19 protein-coding genes and 1 riboswitch are annotated in these 16,267 nt (G+C 69.0%); of the genes, 8 read left to right on the top strand and 11 right to left on the bottom strand.

Annotation, left to right across the window (positions count from 1 at the left end; translation table 11 throughout):
- Positions 1-20 precede the first annotated feature (20 nt).
- Positions 21-422: an NUDIX hydrolase gene (locus ACRYCC_RS00365; protein ID WP_433807427.1), complete on the top strand. Its 402-nt coding sequence runs from the start codon at positions 21-23 to the stop codon at positions 420-422.
- On the opposite strand, the gene ACRYCC_RS00360 is transcribed toward ACRYCC_RS00365, so the two are convergent.
- On the bottom strand, positions 397-852 hold the full coding sequence (locus ACRYCC_RS00360; RefSeq protein ID WP_433807425.1) for an ATP-binding protein: 456 nt from the start codon (positions 850-852) through the stop codon (positions 397-399). The genes ACRYCC_RS00365 and ACRYCC_RS00360 overlap by 26 nt on opposite strands.
- Positions 853-1,056: 204 nt before the next feature.
- On the opposite strand from ACRYCC_RS00360, the gene ACRYCC_RS00355 reads away from it, so the two are divergent.
- On the top strand, positions 1,057-1,899 hold the full coding sequence (locus tag ACRYCC_RS00355; protein WP_433807423.1) for a helix-turn-helix domain-containing protein: 843 nt from the start codon (positions 1,057-1,059) through the stop codon (positions 1,897-1,899).
- A complete protein-coding gene (locus tag ACRYCC_RS00350; RefSeq protein ID WP_433807421.1) occupies positions 1,869-2,147 on the top strand; it encodes a DUF397 domain-containing protein in 279 nt (92 codons plus the stop codon). Before ACRYCC_RS00355 ends, ACRYCC_RS00350 begins: the two co-directional genes overlap by 31 nt.
- Before the next feature lie 78 nt (positions 2,148-2,225).
- Here ACRYCC_RS00350 and ACRYCC_RS00345 read toward each other — a convergent pair whose 3' ends face one another.
- Positions 2,226-2,510 carry a hypothetical protein gene (locus ACRYCC_RS00345; RefSeq protein ID WP_433807419.1) on the bottom strand — a complete coding sequence of 95 codons (285 nt, stop codon included), beginning with the start codon at positions 2,508-2,510 and terminating at the stop codon, positions 2,226-2,228.
- 76 nt (positions 2,511-2,586) lie between these two features.
- Positions 2,587-3,180, bottom strand: coding sequence for a TetR family transcriptional regulator (locus ACRYCC_RS00340; protein ID WP_433807417.1), 594 nt, complete (start codon positions 3,178-3,180; stop codon positions 2,587-2,589).
- Positions 3,181-3,301: 121 nt separating this feature from the next.
- On the opposite strand from ACRYCC_RS00340, the gene ACRYCC_RS00335 reads away from it, so the two are divergent.
- Positions 3,302-4,453: an FAD-dependent oxidoreductase gene (locus ACRYCC_RS00335; protein ID WP_433807415.1), complete on the top strand. Its 1,152-nt coding sequence runs from the start codon at positions 3,302-3,304 to the stop codon at positions 4,451-4,453.
- A gap of 55 nt (positions 4,454-4,508) precedes the next feature.
- Here ACRYCC_RS00335 and ACRYCC_RS00330 read toward each other — a convergent pair whose 3' ends face one another.
- A complete protein-coding gene (locus ACRYCC_RS00330; RefSeq protein WP_433807413.1) occupies positions 4,509-4,970 on the bottom strand; it encodes an Lrp/AsnC family transcriptional regulator in 462 nt (153 codons plus the stop codon).
- 121 nt (positions 4,971-5,091) lie between these two features.
- Between ACRYCC_RS00330 and ACRYCC_RS00325 the strand changes: the two genes are divergently transcribed.
- On the top strand, positions 5,092-5,739 hold the full coding sequence (locus tag ACRYCC_RS00325) for a LysE family translocator (RefSeq protein ID WP_433807411.1): 648 nt from the start codon (positions 5,092-5,094) through the stop codon (positions 5,737-5,739).
- A 171-nt stretch (positions 5,740-5,910) separates the two neighbouring features.
- Positions 5,911-6,411 carry a GNAT family N-acetyltransferase gene (locus ACRYCC_RS00320; RefSeq protein ID WP_433807409.1) on the top strand — a complete coding sequence of 167 codons (501 nt, stop codon included), beginning with the start codon at positions 5,911-5,913 and terminating at the stop codon, positions 6,409-6,411.
- Here the strand turns inward: ACRYCC_RS00320 and ACRYCC_RS00315 are convergent.
- The 6 genes from ACRYCC_RS00315 to ACRYCC_RS00290 form a co-directional block, all read right to left on the bottom strand.
- Positions 6,401-7,282 carry an N-acetylmuramoyl-L-alanine amidase gene (locus ACRYCC_RS00315; RefSeq protein ID WP_433807407.1) on the bottom strand — a complete coding sequence of 294 codons (882 nt, stop codon included), beginning with the start codon at positions 7,280-7,282 and terminating at the stop codon, positions 6,401-6,403. The genes ACRYCC_RS00320 and ACRYCC_RS00315 overlap by 11 nt on opposite strands.
- Before the next feature lie 174 nt (positions 7,283-7,456).
- Positions 7,457-9,973, bottom strand: coding sequence for an ATP-dependent Clp protease ATP-binding subunit (locus ACRYCC_RS00310; RefSeq protein WP_433807405.1), 2,517 nt, complete (start codon positions 9,971-9,973; stop codon positions 7,457-7,459).
- 412 nt (positions 9,974-10,385) lie between these two features.
- A complete protein-coding gene (locus ACRYCC_RS00305; RefSeq protein WP_433807403.1) occupies positions 10,386-10,715 on the bottom strand; it encodes a histone-like nucleoid-structuring protein Lsr2 in 330 nt (109 codons plus the stop codon).
- A 497-nt stretch (positions 10,716-11,212) separates the two neighbouring features.
- A complete protein-coding gene (locus ACRYCC_RS00300; protein ID WP_433807401.1) occupies positions 11,213-11,686 on the bottom strand; it encodes an RDD family protein in 474 nt (157 codons plus the stop codon).
- A gap of 6 nt (positions 11,687-11,692) precedes the next feature.
- Positions 11,693-12,379: an RDD family protein gene (locus ACRYCC_RS00295; RefSeq protein WP_433807399.1), complete on the bottom strand. Its 687-nt coding sequence runs from the start codon at positions 12,377-12,379 to the stop codon at positions 11,693-11,695.
- Positions 12,376-12,894: an amino-acid N-acetyltransferase gene (locus tag ACRYCC_RS00290; RefSeq protein ID WP_433807397.1), complete on the bottom strand. Its 519-nt coding sequence runs from the start codon at positions 12,892-12,894 to the stop codon at positions 12,376-12,378. The genes ACRYCC_RS00295 and ACRYCC_RS00290 overlap by 4 nt, the downstream gene beginning before the upstream one ends.
- A gap of 219 nt (positions 12,895-13,113) precedes the next feature.
- Positions 13,114-13,293, top strand: a riboswitch (cyclic di-AMP (ydaO/yuaA leader).
- 105 nt (positions 13,294-13,398) lie between these two features.
- Between ACRYCC_RS00290 and ACRYCC_RS00285 the strand changes: the two genes are divergently transcribed.
- Positions 13,399-14,313 carry an NlpC/P60 family protein gene (locus ACRYCC_RS00285; protein WP_433807395.1) on the top strand — a complete coding sequence of 305 codons (915 nt, stop codon included), beginning with the start codon at positions 13,399-13,401 and terminating at the stop codon, positions 14,311-14,313.
- 69 nt (positions 14,314-14,382) lie between these two features.
- Here ACRYCC_RS00285 and ACRYCC_RS00280 read toward each other — a convergent pair whose 3' ends face one another.
- Complete coding sequence (locus ACRYCC_RS00280; RefSeq protein WP_433809880.1) at positions 14,383-14,595, bottom strand: LuxR family transcriptional regulator; 213 nt, start codon at positions 14,593-14,595, stop codon at positions 14,383-14,385.
- 462 nt (positions 14,596-15,057) lie between these two features.
- Between ACRYCC_RS00280 and ACRYCC_RS00275 the strand changes: the two genes are divergently transcribed.
- On the top strand, positions 15,058-16,194 hold the full coding sequence (locus tag ACRYCC_RS00275) for a LacI family DNA-binding transcriptional regulator (protein ID WP_433807393.1): 1,137 nt from the start codon (positions 15,058-15,060) through the stop codon (positions 16,192-16,194).
- The last annotated feature ends 73 nt before the right edge of the window (positions 16,195-16,267 follow it).

The raw sequence follows: 16,267 nt of genomic DNA, 5'->3' as shown, positions 1-16,267 counted from the left end.
AGCGCGAGGGAGTGCAGGCGGTGGCGGTGTTGATCGACAAGGTGGCGTGGGTGCGGCTGGAGGACGGCCTGATCCTCAGTACGCGCTCGCGGGGCAAGGACGTCTACTACCTCCCGGGCGGTAAGCGGGAAGCCGGGGAGAGCGACGCTGAAACCCTGCTCCGCGAGATCGAGGAGGAGTTGACCGTGGCGGTCCTGCCCGAGACCGTCGCCCCGATGGGCATCTACGAGGCCCAGGCGCACGGCCATCCGGACGGGGTGGTGGTCCGTATGACCTGCTACACCGGCGACTACCGGGGCACGCTCGCTCCCAGCAGTGAGATCGAGGAGGTCGTCTGGCTTTCGTACGCCGACCGCGACCGGGTGGCCCCCGTAGACCAACTGATCTTCGACGACCTCAAGGCCGCCGGCCGCCTGACCTGAGCGGCCCCTCCGCCCGGTCACCGCGCCAGGCGACGAACTCGAACCACACGGCCTTGCCCGTCGGTCTCGGGTAGGCCCCGTGCGCGTCGGACAACGTGGTGACCAGGAGATAACCGCGCCCCGACTCGTCATCGGCACCGGCCTGTCGTAACCGGGGCAGCTCCCGGCCGGAGTCGTGCACCTCCACGCGGTACCTGTCGTCGAGCCGGACGATGATCAACCGCAGCGTACGGCCCGGCAGATCCGGAACGTGCACGACCGCGTTGGTGACGGTCTCGCTGGTGCACAGCTCGGCGTTCTCCACGATCCCCGCGGGAACGCCCCAGGCCCGGGCACTCAGGCTCACCTCGCGGCGGGCGATGGCGGCCGACTCGGGCTCGTTGCGCAGCCGTACCTCCTTGAGCAGCACCCCACGGGCACCACCGGTCATGCGCTCCCGGTACCGATCGGCAGACCCCTCTACAGGTCTCTCAGCAGGCACTGTCATGGGCCCTCCCGCCTGGGCTCTTGGATTTCCCGTTGCGGACCCAGCCTTCTCTCCCCAGCGTTACGGTGAGTATGCAAGTAACTGTCCGTACACGCGTGGTACGGATTCCGGCGTCCGCGTGAAACCCGTGACGAACGGGAGGCCCCCGTGCCCGCAGCCAAGAACCTCGACCCCAGCAGCCCCCTCGCCGTCTGGGGAGCCGAGCTGCGCTTCTACCGCGATCGGGCGAGCCTCAGCCAGGACCAGCTCGCCAGGCAGATCGGCTTCAGCCTGGCGCAGGTCAGCTCGCTGGAGACCGCCCGCCGCAGACCCACCCAGCAGGTCGCCACCCTCTGCGACAGTGTCCTGGACACCGGCGGCGCGTTACTACGGCTGCTGGACCACCTCAAGCGACTGCTCATCCGGGCCGGACATCCGACTTGGTTCGGCGAATGGCTGGAGATCGAACGCGCAGCGATGTTGCTCCGGGCGTTCGAGCCGTCGATGGTGCCCGGATTGCTCCAGACCCCGGCGTACGCACGGGCCGTCCTCCGCGCCGACCGACCTGCGGACAGTGAGGAGGACATCGAGGCGCTCGTCTCGGCCAGAACTGAGCGACAAGCCGTTCTTGACGCGGAAGATGCGCCCAGACTGGTCGTAATGCTGGACGAAATGGCTTTGCACCGGCCAGTAGGCGGCCCGATCGTGATGGCTGAACAACTCGACAAGCTAGCCGAGGCGACAGATCGCCGACTGATCACCGTGCAGGTCGTCCCACTCGATGTCGGAGCGCATCCTGGGTTGGGCGGAGCCTTCGTCATCGCTTCTCTTCCCGACGCGCCGGACATCGTTTACCGAGATAGCATCGGCGCAGGGGAGGTCATCGACAGCCCCGACTTCGTCACCACTCTCACTGGTTTGTGGGAGTCCATACGTGCCGACGCGCTTCCCCAGCGCACCTCCAGAGAGCTCGTGAGGTCATGGGCAGAGAAATGGAAGGCCAGCAACTGACCCCCTGGCGTAAGAGCATCCGCAGCGGCAACGGCGGCAACACCTGCGTCGAAGTCGCGCTGTGGCGAAAGGGCACCCGCAGTGCTAACGGCGGTGACACCTGTGTGGAAGTGGCCCCGATGGGCCGGGTGATCGCCGTACGCGACAGCAAGGATCCCGACGGGCCTCGGCTGCGCTTCTCCCCCGCCGTCTGGGGCACCTTCACCGACCGCGTCAAGCACGGCGGGCCGTCCACGCCCCGGAGCTGAGCTCACGGCGCGCGGCCTGGCTCCGCGCGGCCCGACTCCGGGCGGCCTGCCGGTACAGGTGAGGGAACCGCGTGCCGCTCAGGCCCGCCGGCCGAAGGCACCGATCGAGGCGTGGAAGAGGGCCATCAGCAGGACGCCGAGAGCACCGGAGGCCGCCACCGCGCCGGGGTCGCGGTCGGCGTGCGCCCAGTAGAGCAGCGACCCCGCCAGCAGGAACATCGCCCACCCCCCGATCACGTTCACGACGGGCGAGGGCCCGAACGGCGTCGGAAAGGGCTCCTTGGTGATGCCCTTCACGAAATGCGGAACGGCGTTCGCACCGAACACCCCGGCGAGGAAACCGAACATCACCGACTGCCACATGGCTGCTCCTAGGTCGTTCCCAGTACTTCCCGATCACCCCGGCGGCGGCACCGGTTCGAGCCCGTACCGGACCGGGTCACCCTCCGGCCGGGCTGTGCGCGGTCAGGCTGCGGACGGTCAGGTCCACCATCTGGCGCAGGCGGTGCCGCAGGACCTCCGGGGACTCCCCGGCCTGCGAGATCCCGGTGAGCGCGTCGACCAGCAGCAGCGCCGCGTCGCGGGCCGACAGCACCACGTCGAGGAGTTCGAGCTCCCCGGCGGCGGATTCGAGCAACGCCTCGACGAGGGCGAGGTGCCCCTCCTTGAAGGACTTCACCAGGTCGTCGGCGACGGCACCCGCCTCCGCGAGCAACTCGGCGCGGAACTCCGCGTCCACCGAGGCGACGAGGAAGTCCAGCTTGACCGCCAGCACGCCGTACAACCGATCCCGGACGGTCCCGTCGGCGTCCCGCGCGGTCTGGGCGGCGGCGAGCACCTCGTCCAGCAACCGCCTGCCCATGGCCCGGAAGACGTCTTCCTTCCCGTGGAAGTGCAGGTAGAGAGCCGGGCGGGAGACGCCGGCGGACTGGGCGAGCAACTCCATCGAGGTGCGCCGGTAGCCGTAGCGCCCGAAGACGCCGAGGGCCGCGTCGAGGATCTGATCCCGCTTGGCGGCCGCAGTATCTGACATGCTGACAATTTAGACATCATTTGTCAGACCGTCAATCCCTACGGGCATGTCGGAACTCTGCACGGAAACCGCGAAATTTCTCTACTTTACGTAGTACTACTTAACGTAGAGGGGTCTCCGGATGCGGGTTCTGATCGTCGGGGCGGGCGTCGGCGGGCTGGCCGCGGCCCAGGGGCTGGTGGCCGATGGACACGACGTCACGGTCTTCGAGCGGGCACCCGCCCTCCCGCGCGGCGGTGCGGCCGTCACCATCTGGCCGGGCGGCGGGACGGCGCTCGCCGGCCTCGGGCTGACGCTGGTGGGCGCGGGCCGCCGGATCCACACACTGGAGGTCCGCAGCAGCACCGGCCGTCCAGCGGCCACCGTCGGCCTGGCCGAGCTCACCGGGCGACCTGGCGCACCGGTGGTGGCCCTTCCCCTGCGGCTGCTGCTGGACCGGCTGAGCGCCGATCTGCCCGCTGAAGTCGTACGGTTCCGGACGCGCTTCGTCGGGCTCTCCGTGACCGGAGAACGGGTGGTGGCCCGGTTCGAGGACGGCAGCACGACCGAGGGGGACCTCCTGATCGGGGCCGACGGACGCCACTCGGCGGTCCGCGCGGCCCTCGGCGCGGGAGAACCGGCCGTTCCGACCGGCAGGGCGACCTGGCAGGGTCTGAGCCCGGTCCCCATCGATCTCACCGACGGGCGCCTCGCGGTCACCATCACCGGGCCGGAGGGCGACTGCGGGCTCATGCCCGCCGGGGAGGGCCTGCTGCACTGGTGGTTCGACGTGCCCTGGACGCCCGGCGAGGCACCGCCCGCCGCCCCCGTGGCCGAGCTGCGGCGGCGTTTCGGCGGCTGGGCGGATCCACTGCCGCAGGTGCTGGCCGCCCTGCGCGACGAGGACGCCGAACTCTTCCCGCACCACCCGCACCGGGCACCGGGCGGCCGGGCACAGGACGTTCAGGGACAGCCCGGACAGAGACTCTGCACCCTCGTGGGTGATTCCGTAGCCACCACGCCTCCGGTGCCGGCGCAGGGCGCGAGCGAGGCCCTGGAGGACGCATGGCAGCTCGTACGCTCGCTCCGTACCGCTCCCGCCGACGTACCGCGGGCGTTGCGAGGCTACGAACAGGCCCGCCGATCCCGGCCGGCGCGCATCTCCTGGCCGCCCACCCGGGCGACGGCCCGGCGAGAGGACTCATTGAAGATCTTCGGCCGGATCCCCGAGTCGTTCGCCGCCTGGGGACATGGTGCCTTCTTCAAGGCCGTCGGCGACCACCCGGCCACCTGACGGCCGTGAGCCCGCCGACCTACCAGGTGGGGCCGGAGGTAGGGCGATGGCCGGTTCACCGGCCGGGGTCGGGCAGGGCACGGTGGTCGACGATCTGTTTCATGACGAGAGTGGACGTCAGCCGCTGGATGCCGGGAAGAGCGGCGAGGTGGTCGTCCTCGAGGCGCTGGTAGGCGCCCAGGTCCGCGGTGACGACGCGCAGAAGGTAGTCGGGGTCGCCGAACAGGCGTTGCGCCTGGACGACCTGGGGGATCGCGGCGACGGCCTTCTCGAACCCCAGGAGGGTGTCGCGGTCCTCCTGCCGCATGGTCACGAAGACGAGCGCCTGGAAGGTCAGTCCCACGGCCTCGGCGTCGATGATCGCCCGGTAGCCGCGGATCGTCCTGGTGCGCTCCAGTTCGCGGAGCCTGCGGTGGCAGGGCGACACGCTCAGCCCGACGCGGGCGGCGAGTTCGGTGATGGTGAGACGGCCGTCCTCCTGGAGCACAGCAAGAATCTTCCGGTCGATGGCGTCCATGAGGTGGATCCTTCTCTTCCAGTGCCCGTACGAGCAAGAAGTCGGAACCATCTCCCGGCCGTTCGCAGGTAGTTTCCCGCACAGAGCCCGATTCTCTGAGGAGATCCGAGAGGAGACGCCGATGCCCGCCGGTTCCCTCGTCGCCTTCTGGGGTGTCGCCCTGCTCCTCATCGTCGTACCGGGCGCGGACTGGGCGTTCACCCTCAGCGCGGGACTGGGCGGCCGGTCCGTGGTCCCCGCCGTGGCCGGGCTCGTGCTCGGCTACGCGGGCATGACCGTCGTCGTCGCGGCCGGCGTCGGCGCCATGGTCGCGGAGAACCCCCAGGCGCTCACGACGCTCACGGTCCTCGGCGGCGGATACCTGATGTGGCACGGCGCACGGACCCTCGTCACACCTGCCATCCCGGCCAGCGCCGCGATCATGGAGGGCTCAGCCGGGGCGGCGCCCAGGACGGGCTGGGCGACGCTCGCGCGAGGTGTCGGGGTCAGCGGACTCAACCCCAAGGGCCTGCTGATCTTCCTCGCCCTGCTGCCGCAGTTCACCAGCCCCGGCCGTACCTGGCCGCTCGCCGTCCAGATGAGCGCACTCGGCCTGGTCTTCGTGTCCACCTGCGCCGTGTTCTACCTCGCCCTCGGCTCGGTGGCGCGATCCATCCTGCACTCCCGGCCGGCCGCCGCACGCGCCGTCAGCCGCCTGTCCGGCGCCGGAATGATCATCGTCGGCGCCTTCTTGATCATCGACTGGTCGGCGCTGCCGAGCACTATCTAGAGTTCTGGGCATGTCCGCCGTACGACCTGCCACCACCGACGACATTCCCGAGCTCGTACGCCATCGCGCGCTGCTGTTCTCGGCCCTGGGGCGGGAGGCGGCCGGGCCGGCCGAGTGGCGAGAGGCGGCCGCTCGCACCCTCGAGGAACTGATCGGCGGCGACTCCATGGCGTGTTCGTCGTGGACGGCCACATCTGCGGTGACGGCCAGGTCGGGGACGGCCAGGTCGGGGACGGCCACATCTGCGGTGACGGCCAGGTCGGGGATGACCAGGTCGGGGACGGCCAAGTCGGGGACGGCCGGGCGGGCCTGGCCGCCTCCGGCGTCGGAGTGATCGACCAGCGGCTTCCCGGACCGCGTACGCCCAACGGCCGGTGGGGCCACATCTCCGGCATGGTCACCGATCCGGGGCATCGGCGCCAGGGCCACGCGCGGGCGATCATGACCGAGCTGCTCGCCTGGTTCCACGCTCACGAGGTCCGCCGGATCGACCTGCACGCCAGCCCGGACGGCGAGGCGCTCTACCGCGCGCTGGGCTTCACCGAGCACCACGGCACCGCGCTCACCTGGACGGCGTCGCAGGTCCCGGTCGGCGAGCCCGTCCTGGCGAATGAGCCGGTGCCGCCCGGCGAGTCGATGCCGGTCAGCGAATCGGTCCGGGTCAGCGAGTGAGGTAGGCGGTCAGCCCGGCGGCCAGGGCCTGGGCCGCCCGCTGCCGCCAGGCGGGGTCCGACAGCCGGGCGGCGTCCGCGCGGTTGTGCATGTTGCCGCACTCGATGAACACCGCGGGCACCCTGGCCAGGTTGAGACCGCCGAGGTCGTCGCGGACGTCGAGGCCCCGGCGGCCGACATAGTTCGAGTACGGCTGGCCGGTGCCGGAGTGGAAGGCGTCCCGGACGGCGTCGCCGAGCCGCCGCGACGGCCCGACGATCGGCCCGGTGTAGCCCGGGATCGGGGCCGGCACGATGACGTGGAAGCCATGATCGCGCGCGGGCGCGCCGTCCGCGTGGATGGACAGCGCCGCGTCGGAGTGCGCCTTGTTGGCGATGGCCGCGCGCTGGTCGACGCAGGGGCCCACACCATGGTCGTTCGGGCGGGTCAGCACCACGGTGGCCCCCCGCGCCCGGAGGATCGCGGCCAGCCGGGTGCCCACATCGAAGGTGTAGGCGTGCTCGGAGTAGCCCGCGTCGGTGGCGGTCCCGGTGGTGTTGCACGGCTTCCGGGAGGGGCCGGCCGGCACGAGCCGGTTGATGATCTCCGGGTGGGCGCCGTTGGCGCCGTTGTGCCCGGGATCCACCGTGATCACCTTGCCGGCGAGAGGGCCGGTGCGGGGCTTGCCTCGAGGCGGCGTGGCGCCGGGGCTCGCCCCGTCCGCCGGGGCGGAGGCGGTGCCCGCCGGGGCGGCGCTCCCCGTGGAAGAGGCGACCGGCGGCGGCACGGCGGTGGACCGCCCCGCGCTCGGAGCGGCTCCCGCCTGCCCGCACGCGACGAGCAGCGCCGCCCACGGCAGCAGCGCCGCGGCCGTACGGAGCCTGCGTCGCACGTCCTCGCACCTTCCCTCAGCCGACCGGCTCACCACCCTTCCACGCCCCGCCTCCGGGCCGAGCCGCGCCCCCAGGACACGACCGTGCCCCCGGACCCGGAAAGGGCGGGGAACACGCGAGGGGCCCGCACCGGATGGTGCGGGCCCCTCGTCACGTTGAACCGCCGGGACCGGTCAGTCCTTCTTGAAGTTGACCGGCTCGCCCTCGACCGGCAGCGGGGTGTCCGGCACGGTCGACGGCTTCGGCACACCCTGGAAGGTGAACTTGGCCGTCTCGCCCTGACCCTCGACGCCGACGATGATGATCTGACCCGACTTGAGCTCGCCGTACAGGATCTTCTCGGACAGGCTGTCCTCGATCTCCCGCTGGATCGTGCGGCGCAGCGGCCGGGCGCCCAGCACCGGGTCGTAGCCGCGCTCGGCCAGCAGGTCCTTGGCCTCCTGACGCAGCTCCAGGCCCATGTCCCGGTCCTTCAGCCGCTCGTCCAGCTTGGCGATCATCAGATCCACGATCTGGATGATCTCCTTCGGGGTGAGCTGGTGGAAGACCACGGTGTCGTCGACACGGTTGAGGAACTCCGGCCGGAAGTGCTGCTTGAGCTCCTCCTTGACCTTCGCCTTCATCCGGTCGTAGTCGCCCTGCTCGTTGTTCTGGGCGGCGAAACCGATCGACAGGCCCTTGGAGATGTCCCTGGTGCCGAGGTTCGTCGTCATGATGATGACGGTGTTCTTGAAGTCCACGACCCGGCCCTGGGCGTCGGTCAGCCGACCGTCCTCCAGGATCTGCAGCAGCGAGTTGAAGATATCCGGGTGTGCCTTCTCGATCTCGTCGAACAGCACGACGGAGAACGGCTTACGGCGCACCTTCTCGGTGAGCTGGCCGCCTTCCTCGTAACCGACGTAGCCGGGGGGAGAACCGAACAGCCGGCTGACGGTGTGCTTCTCCATGTACTCGCTCATGTCGAGCTGGATCAGCGCGTCCTCGTCGCCGAACAGGAATTCGGCGAGCGTCTTGGACAGCTCGGTCTTTCCGACGCCGGACGGGCCGGCGAAGATGAACGAACCACCGGGCCGCTTGGGGTCCTTCAGACCGGCGCGGGTACGCCGGATGGACTGGGAGAGCGCCTTGATGGCGTCCTCCTGCCCGATGACCCGCCGGTGCAGCTCGCCCTCCATGCGGAGCAGCCGGGTGGTCTCCTCCTCGGTGAGCTTGAAGACCGGAATGCCGGTGGCGGTGGCGAGGACTTCGGCGATCAGTTCCTCGGTCACCTCGGCGACGACGTCCATGTCGCCGGCCTTCCATTCCTTCTCGCGCTGTGCCTTCTGGCCGAGAAGCTGCTTTTCCTTGTCCCGCAGCGCCGCGGCCTTCTCGAAGTCCTGCGCGTCGATCGCGGATTCCTTCTCCCGACGCACATCGGCGATCTTCTCGTCGAACTCGCGGAGGTCCGGCGGCGCCGTCATGCGGCGGATGCGCATGCGCGAACCGGCCTCGTCGATGAGGTCGATGGCCTTGTCGGGCAGGAACCGGTCGCTGATGTAGCGGTCCGCCAGCTGGGCGGCCGCGACCAGGGCGCCATCGGTGATGGAGACCCGGTGGTGCGCCTCGTAGCGGTCGCGGAGACCCTTGAGGATCTCGATGGTGTGGCTGAGCGACGGCTCGGCGACCTGGATCGGCTGGAACCGGCGCTCGAGCGCGGCGTCCTTCTCCAGGTGCTTGCGGTACTCGTCGAGAGTGGTGGCACCGATGGTCTGCAGCTCACCGCGGGCCAGCATGGGCTTGAGGATCGATGCGGCGTCGATGGCGCCCTCGGCGGCGCCCGCCCCGACCAGGGTGTGCAGCTCGTCGATGAACAGGATGATGTCGCCGCGGGTGCGGATCTCCTTGAGGACCTTCTTCAGCCGTTCCTCGAAGTCACCGCGGTAGCGGCTGCCCGCCACCAGGGCGCCCAGGTCCAGGGTGTAGAGCTGCTTGTCCTTGAGCGTCTCGGGCACCTCGCCCTTGACGATCTTCTGGGCAAGGCCCTCGACCACGGCCGTCTTACCGACGCCGGGCTCACCGACCAGGACGGGGTTGTTCTTGGTGCGCCGGGACAGCACCTGCATTACCCGCTCGATCTCCTTGTCCCGGCCGATCACCGGGTCGAGCTTGCCCTCGCGGGCGGCCTGGGTCAGGTTGCGGCCGAACTGGTCGAGCACGAGCGACGTGGAGGGAGCGGACTCCGACGTCCCGCCGGAGGCGGCCGGCTCCTTGCCCTGGTAGCCGTGCAGCAACTGGATGACCTGCTGGCGCACTCTGTTGAGATCAGCACCCAGCTTGACCAGCACCTGGGCGGCCACGCCCTCACCCTCGCGGATAAGACCCAGAAGGATGTGCTCGGTGCCGATGTAGTTGTGGCCGAGCTGCAGAGCCTCCCGAAGTGAAAGCTCAAGTACCTTCTTGGCCCGCGGAGTGAACGGGATATGACCGGACGGCGCCTGCTGCCCCTGACCAATGATCTCTTCGACCTGCTGGCGTACGGCCTCGAGGCTGATGCCCAGACTCTCCAGAGCCTTGGCCGCAACACCTTCACCCTCGTGTATCAAGCCCAGGAGGATGTGCTCGGTGCCGATGTAGTTGTGGTTGAGCATCCGGGCCTCTTCTTGAGCCAGGACGACAACCCGCCGCGCGCGGTCGGTAAACCTCTCGAACATCTCGTCGCTCCTCACAGAGCGGTCGGTCAAGATCCGGGATGTCCGGCCCTGTCCTTCCGCATGCTAGCCCGCCACGAGGAGGCCGCCCCGGTGCACTCCCACCGAGAGACGTTCCCCGCCTAGGGCTGTTCATCCTCATCCAACTACCGCATCGGGCCGTAGTGTTCCCGCTACGCCCCAAGCGAACGGCGCTTTTACCGTACGCCCCGGTGACGGGAACTCACTCGAGCACACCAACGAGCGAGGTGAGGCCTTGCCATGGGGGCGAAACCCCGTCCCTGGAAACGACCGGCCGGGCGCTCTACGCCACAAGCGAACGGCCCGCCACCCTTTCCCGGACGACGGGCCGATCATCAACTCTCAACGACGAGTCAAACGGGAAGACCACTCCCTGAACCTCGCACTCCGCCAGTTAGTGCGCAGCCTCATACTGCTCGACCACGGAGGCGGGGATGCGGCCGCGCTCGTTGACCTTGATGCCGCGCTGCTTGGCCCAGGCGCGGATGTCCGCGCTGCGCTCCCGGCTGGACGCGCCGCGGGTGCGGGTCGCGCCACGGCGCCGGCCGGCGCTCGCCTTCTGCGCGTGGTCTACGAACGGCTGCAGTGAATCGCGCAGCTTCTTTGCGTTGGCGCTGCTGAGATCGATCTCATAGGTGGCGCCATCGAGGGAGAACGACACGGTCTCGTCCGCCTCGCCACCGTCGAGGTCGTCGACGAGAAGCACTTGAACCTTGCGTGCCATGGGGACAGACCTTTCGCCGGAGCAAACTACATTCGGTTGACAAAGATATACCCCGTCTCTTGCTGATGACAATTCAACACCCACCAAGAGTTACTCCCGAAGTACCCGTTACGCAGCGTAATCACCGGTCGAAGGGCGCTCTGCAAGTGCAATCCGGCCTGTGTTGGAGCGCGGGTCCAACAGTCCCCTATTCGGCACCACCCCTCAGGAGGCGCTCCACGTACCGGATTCACGGCATCGGACGTCGAAATACCGGGCCCGCCCGGGCGGCTTAGGGGCGGCCAACGGTCACCACCCGATCCCCGATTAACCCTGACGTAACGGCGCTAAGCGGTTACCTGCCACGGAATGCGTATGGGGCGAAGAGCCATGTGGCTCATGGACGGATGGCATGTCAAGGGTTGACGTCTTGGTCTGCGGCAACGAAATCCGTTGCCCCCGCTAGGCAAAAAAGGCCCAAAAGTTCCACCAAGGGGAACCCATACCGTCCGGGATGGTCAATTGCGGATGGACACCACGGCGGTACCGGCGATCCGGTCGTGCAAGGCCTGCCGGCGCGGCCGTTCCAGAAGCAGGCCGGCATTCGTCACCCAGAAGATGCCGGCGATCGCGCCCAGGACGGGCACGGACCGCGCGGCGATCGGCACGGCGTACACCGCGGCGCGCAGCAGCGCCTGGGCCGGGCGCGGGCGGCCGGGCGCACCGCCGGTCCCCTCCGCCGGCACCGAGACCACCCGGATCCCGGTGAGCCGCTTGCCCACGGTCTGCCCCCAGCGGGCGTGCTGGACTGAGTCGTAGACGACCAGCAGGAACGCCAGCCCGACCGAGGCCACGATCTCCGCGGTCACGCGGGGCAGCGTGGCCCGCGTGACCAGCACCACCGGCAGGGCGACCAGCAGGGTGTCGATGATCCGCGCGACCAGCCGTTGCGCGGGCTCCGCCGGTGCCCCGTCCCGCGGGCCGGCGGCCATCGCCGCCTACTCCTCTTCGTACTCGACCCGGTCGTCGATGACGACCGTGCCGGCGAACCTGTCGTGCAGCGCCTGGTGCAGCGGCTGGTCCCAGATCGCCCAGAGGTAGGACACCAGCACGCCGATGGCGGCGAAGAAGATGCCCAGCAGGGCGTAGACGAAGGGCGTGGCCACACCGATCAGCAGGAAGAAGAAAATGCCGAGCTGATAAACGACATTGTTGATCGCGGATCGCCAGACGGCCTTGGTCATGCCGATCGGCTCACCCGCCGGATCGACGTCCACCACGCTCAGTCCGAGCAGCCGCTTGCCGAGCGTCTGCCCGGACATGGTCAGCAGGACCGCTTCATAGATGAACGGAAGAACGGACATGACGATGAAGGTCGTCACCAGAATCGGGGTCGACCAGGGATCGCCCTCCTTCTGAACCCCGATGGCGCCGAGCGTGATGGGAAACACGACTGCGAAACCGGCGGCCCAGGTCAGTCCGGCATCGGCGAGCCGGGCCCCGGCACGGCGCCAGATCGACGCCAGCGGGAGATCTGCCGCCTCCGAAGGCACGTGTACATAGCCGCCGTCGTAGGAGTCGTACGAGGGCTGCCCGTAGGGCTGATTTCCATAGGGCTGCTGCCCATAAGAAGACGGACCCGACCGCTCTGGGGGGTACGGCCCGCCATAGGGGGTTTGGCTCACAGTTGTGTCTCCTCCAGACGGAGCAGCATTCGGGTGTTGCCAAGCGTGTTCGGCTTGACCCGGTCGAGGTCCAGAAACTCCGCGACGCCTTCGTCATAAGAGCGGAGAAGCTCTTCATACACCTCGGGGGAAACCGGAGTCCCCAAGATCGGCTGGAAGCCGTGCCGCGCGAAGAACTCCACCTCGAAGGTCAGACAGAACACGCGGCGCACACCCAGTTCTCGTGCGGTCTCCAGAAGCCGGCCGACGATATGGTGCCCCACCCCGTGTCCCCTGGAGGCGGGATCGACCGTGACGGTACGGACTTCCGCCAAATCCTCCCACATGATGTGCAAGGCCCCACAGCCCACGAGGCGGTCTTCGGCGTCCACCGCCACCCAGAACTCCTGGACGTCCTCGTACAGCGTCACCGTGCTCTTGGCGAGCAGCCGGCGGCCCTGTCCGGACTGCATACCGACCAGCCGCCGTATCGAGCGAACATCTGCGGTCCGGGCCCGCCTGATGGTGAAGTCCACAATCACCCGAGGGTATTGGGTCCGGTGACCGGCCTTCGCCCCGGAGCCCGGATGAGCCCGGATGAGCCCGAGGGGGCGGCCGATCCCATCACAGGACGGTTTCGTTATCAGCACCCCTTGATCACTGAACTGCTTCCACCTGCGAGTTCGCATGTTCCGGTTGGCATCCACGCCAGACTCCGTTAATGTCCGACGCTGATGTCCGCAGTCGCTCTCGAGATTGCGGACCCGCCGAGTCCAGGGGGCGCACCCAGCGTCCTGGGAGCCGGGGACCCACCTTCCCTGGGGTGAATCCGTGACAGCGCCTCCGGTGTTCCCCGCACCGGTCGCGTCCAGCGGTAGGGCTAACTCCGGCCCGAACCCGACAGCTAACCCGGTAGGCGGACGAGGAGAGGAGCTTTTGTGGAGCCTGCACGCCCAGCTACGGAATCGGGTGGCCATCACCGGCCCCCGCGTTTCCGCACCCGGGTCGGTGCCGTCGTCGGTGCCTTCTGTGCGATCTCGTTGGTCCTTCCCGTCACGGCCGGCCACGCCAAGCCGAAGCCGCCACCGGAGAGCATCAAGGACCTGAAGGGTCAGGCTTCCAAGCTGCACGACCAGATGGAGCAGCTCACCGAGCAGTACAACGGCCTCAAGGTGCGCTACCAGCAGGCCACCCGGGCCGCCAAAGTCGCCCAGGACAACGCCAAGCGGCAGGACGCCGCGCTGCAGACCGTGCAGCAGCGGGTCGGCCAGCTCGCCGCCACGAGCTACATGAACGGCGGGGTGGACCCCTCGGTGGCGTTCGCCACCGCCAAGGACCCGCAGGCGATGCTCGACCAGGCCTCCACGCTGAACTACTTCGCCGCCCAGGACGGGACCAAGGTCCAGACGCTCGCCCAGGCGATGCAGGGCGCCGTCCGGGCGCACAAGGCCGCACAGGACCGTGCCAACCAGGTCAAGACCCTGCAGAGCCAGCTGGACCAGCGCAAGAAGAAGCTCTCGGACCTGTACGGCGGCATCCGCGACAAGATCGCGAAGAAGGACCCGACCCAGCTCGCCGACCTGCCGCCGATCGTCGGTGGATCGAGCAAGGCCCAGCGGGCCCTGGCGCTGGCCCTCGCGCAGCGGGGCAAGCCCTACGTCTGGGGGGCCGCGGGGCCGAGCACCTTCGACTGCTCCGGGCTGACCATGTGGGCCTACGGGAAGGTGGGCATCAACCTGCCGCACTACACCGGCAGCCAGTGGAACTCGGGGACGCACATCTCGTCGATCTCGCAGTTGCAGCCCGGGGACCTGGTGTTCTTCTACGCCGACCTGCACCACATGGGGATGTACGTCGGTAACGGCATGATGGTGCACGCACCGCACACGGGAGACGTCGTCAGGATGGCCCCGCTGGCCGGCCGGCCGTTCGCCGGTGGGGTACGGGTCGCCTGAGCCCGCTCCGCACGAGCGTCACCGCCGAGGCCGTCTCCCCGCCGGATGGGAGACGAGCCTGTCGGAGGCTCAGATGAGCTGTCTCCGCGCGGCCCAGACCACGGCCTCGATGGGGGTGTTCACCTCGAGACGATCGCAGATGGCCCGCAATCGCCGTCTCAGTGTTCGTGCACTCAGTTCCAGTTTGCGCGCCGCGACGTCCGCGGTCACACCGCTCGCGATCTGGGCGAGCAGTTTCAGATCCTCCTCACATAGTCGAGGTTCGTCAGTGCCACGGCGCATGAGCGTGGCCTGTTCCACTCCGTCCTCCCTCGTCCGTGGTGATGACCGCGGGGATGTGGCTGGCGGCTGCGTCAGGCCGGGAGCCCCGGTGGTCCGGGGTGGGGCTACCGCCATGTGCTCTTGGCCGATGTCGGCCGGTGTGTCGTTTGCCGGGCGCGATGGGGGAACTCCCAGTAACGATTCACTCGTTGACGCGATCGGAGGCGAGGCTCTAAAGGCACTGGGGTCCGCCAGGGGGGAAGGGCCCCCCGGGTAGGTCCCCGACACGCGAAATGCCCCGGCGGCACCGGGGATGGTGGTCTCGTGCCCGGGATGGGTCATGATGCTGCCCCCTTTCACCCATCCCTTCACGTCTTCGCGTGCTTGGTCCGCGAATGGGACGTGAATCGTTTCAAGCTACGCTTCGGTCCGGAACGCTAGGCGGCCGGATCCGGACCGTCAAGCGCACAAAGATAACGATGCGTGCACCTAACATGGCGATCAGTTACATACCGCATCCCAGGTCTCCGGCCACACGTCGGCGACCTGCGGAAACCCTATGGAGTGCGGGTGGGAAGCGAGTTGGCGCGGACCAGTATCCGCGAGGTTGCAAAACGCGCGGGAGTCTCAGTTGGGACAGTTTCGAATGTCCTAAACCGGCCAGATCTGGTGGCCGAAGCAACCCGTACCCGGGTGCGCTCGGTGATCGACGAACTGGGATTCATCCGCAACGAGTCGGCCCGGCGGCTCCGCCAGGGGCCGGCGGACGCGGGCGGGCGGCCCGTGCGCGGCCGCACGCTCGGGGTGGTGGTCGGCGACATCGGCGACCCCCGCCACAGTGAGCTGGCCCGCGGCGCCGAGGCCGCGATGCACGCCGACGGGTTCGACGCGCTCTGGTGCGCCGGCGGGGGCTCGGCCGACAGGGAGAGCCGCTGCCTGGACCTGCTGGAGGAGCAGCGGGCCTCCGGAGTGCTGATCACCCCGACCGGCCTGCCCGCCGGGCGGATTGCCCGCCTCCAGCGGCGCGGCATGGCCGTCGTCCTGATCGACCGGACGCTGGCCGGGCTCTGCTCGGTCCGCGTCGATCACATCGCGGGGGGTGAGCTGGCGGTCTCGCACCTGCTCTCCCGTGGCCACCACCGCATCGCCCTGGTGACCGGCGCACCCGAGCTGGAGTCCTGCCGCCAGCGCCGGCTGGGAGCCGAGCGCACCCTGCACCGCGCCACCGTCCAGGAACGCCGTGGAAGGCCGGGAGAGCTCCTCCACGTGCCCCGACCCGCCATGACCGCCACCGAGGGGAAGCTGGCGGCACGCAGGCTGCTGGAGCGGGCCACCCCGCCCTCGGCCGTCTTCTGCGCCAACGACCTCCTGGCCATCGGGATGGTGAACGAGCTGCTGCGGCTCGGGGTCAAGATCCCCGGAGAGATCGCGGTCGTCGGCTACGACGACCTCGAGCTGGCCTCCACCGCCGCGGTCCCGCTCACCACGGTGCGGCTGCCCCTGCACGAGCTGGGCTGGACCGCCGCCGAGCTGGCGCTCAACGAGATCGCCCAGCGCGAGGAGCACCGGCACCGTCATCTGACGCTCGCCCCCGAGCTGGTGGTCCGCGAATCCACCTGAGCCTCCAGTGCGATCCAGGCCTGTGAGGTCCAGGCCGGCGAGATCCAGACCGGTGAGGTGCAGGCGGGTGAGG

The sequence above is a fragment of the Actinomadura scrupuli genome, from assembly GCF_050971785.1.
GTDB lineage: Bacteria > Actinomycetota > Actinomycetes > Streptosporangiales > Streptosporangiaceae > Actinomadura_E > Actinomadura_E scrupuli.
Note: the sequence above shows the minus strand (reverse complement) of the source record. Positions and strands in the feature narration are given on the sequence as shown.

Excerpts from the sequence above, each read along its gene's own strand:
- ACRYCC_RS00330 (WP_433807413.1), bottom strand. The coding sequence starts at position 4,970 with ATGGACGCCATCGACCGGAAGATTCTTGCTGTGCTCCAGGAGGACGGC.
- ACRYCC_RS00325 (WP_433807411.1), top strand. The coding sequence starts at position 5,092 with ATGCCCGCCGGTTCCCTCGTCGCCTTCTGGGGTGTCGCCCTGCTCCTC.
- ACRYCC_RS00360 (WP_433807425.1), bottom strand. The coding sequence starts at position 852 with ATGACCGGTGGTGCCCGTGGGGTGCTGCTCAAGGAGGTACGGCTGCGC.
- ACRYCC_RS00350 (WP_433807421.1), top strand. The coding sequence starts at position 1,869 with ATGGGCAGAGAAATGGAAGGCCAGCAACTGACCCCCTGGCGTAAGAGC.
- ACRYCC_RS00300 (WP_433807401.1), bottom strand. The coding sequence starts at position 11,686 with ATGGCCGCCGGCCCGCGGGACGGGGCACCGGCGGAGCCCGCGCAACGG.
- ACRYCC_RS00340 (WP_433807417.1), bottom strand. The coding sequence starts at position 3,180 with ATGTCAGATACTGCGGCCGCCAAGCGGGATCAGATCCTCGACGCGGCC.
- ACRYCC_RS00305 (WP_433807403.1), bottom strand. The coding sequence starts at position 10,715 with ATGGCACGCAAGGTTCAAGTGCTTCTCGTCGACGACCTCGACGGTGGC.
- ACRYCC_RS00335 (WP_433807415.1), top strand. The coding sequence starts at position 3,302 with ATGCGGGTTCTGATCGTCGGGGCGGGCGTCGGCGGGCTGGCCGCGGCC.
- ACRYCC_RS00280 (WP_433809880.1), bottom strand. The coding sequence starts at position 14,595 with ATGCGCCGTGGCACTGACGAACCTCGACTATGTGAGGAGGATCTGAAA.
- ACRYCC_RS00310 (WP_433807405.1), bottom strand. The coding sequence starts at position 9,973 with ATGTTCGAGAGGTTTACCGACCGCGCGCGGCGGGTTGTCGTCCTGGCT.
- ACRYCC_RS00345 (WP_433807419.1), bottom strand. The coding sequence starts at position 2,510 with ATGTGGCAGTCGGTGATGTTCGGTTTCCTCGCCGGGGTGTTCGGTGCG.